The organism is Pseudoalteromonas sp. AOP7-A1-14 (assembly GCF_052376275.1).
Taxonomy (GTDB): domain Bacteria; phylum Pseudomonadota; class Gammaproteobacteria; order Enterobacterales; family Alteromonadaceae; genus Pseudoalteromonas.
On sequence record NZ_JBQSVO010000262.1, the window covers coordinates 1 to 922 of the forward strand.

Annotated in this window: 1 protein-coding gene; it reads right to left on the bottom strand. The window is 39.6% G+C overall.

Going from position 1 to position 922, the window contains the following annotated elements:
- Nucleotides 1-922 (bottom strand): putative manganese transporter (locus ACT3RM_RS18000; protein WP_444511531.1); only part of this gene is annotated, 922 nt, incomplete at both ends.

Here is a 922-nt window from a genome sequence, read left to right on the forward strand (position 1 = left end):
CTGTATATATAAGGTTGTAACAATAATTTGAGGGCCACAACCGGGTAAGAAGCCAATTAGTACCGCTATCAGCGGCGCTAAATAAACATAATGGCTAAACCAGAGCTTAAGATCAAAACCAAAGAAATTAACCAATATCTCAAATAACATAAACGAGACAACTACCCAAGCTGTTACAAAATGAGTATCTTGAAGTACTTTATACAAAGTCGATGGGGGGCTTGGGCACTCTTCTTCTGAAGCGACATCTTGATAGCTTTTTCCTTTTGAAGAAAAAGCCCACGTTGTTACTGCGAGCATGGCCATTAGTGCACCAAAGAAGGTTATCATTTGCGTAAGCTTTGGCGAAAAAGCATTAAAGTCAGTATTTAAGGCAATTAATATAGCGACTATTAGACTTGGGATAATCGCCACTTTCCATACTGACTTACTCAATCTTACTGCTTTGGTCGGTTGTGTTACGCAATCGGCTAACTGGTCACTGGCATTAGGGCGTAGGTAATCTTTTTTATGAATAATATTGACTAAAACACCACTGGTAACTCCGACAACTAAACCAATAGCCATAATTATGAGTCCTTCAATAGGCTTTGTTGCCAACAGTAAAAATGCGGCATCGCCCATAGTCGCGGTTAATACTCCAACAATAGCACCAAAACTGGCTTGGCCTTTGGTAAATTGCGTTACTACGATGATTGCGCCCCCGCAGCCAGGTAATGCACCTAACAATGCTGCAAAAAATATTTCTAAAGTAGGGGATTTATTTGCTAAATAACTAAGTTCTAGCTGAGGTATGCGCTCAATTAGGTGGTAATAGATATATAAGGTTGCTGCTACAAATACACTTACTTGAAAAAAAGCATCTTGCAAAGCCGTAAGCGTTATATCCCTAAGGGGCGGATAAACTAAACAGCATAAAAGT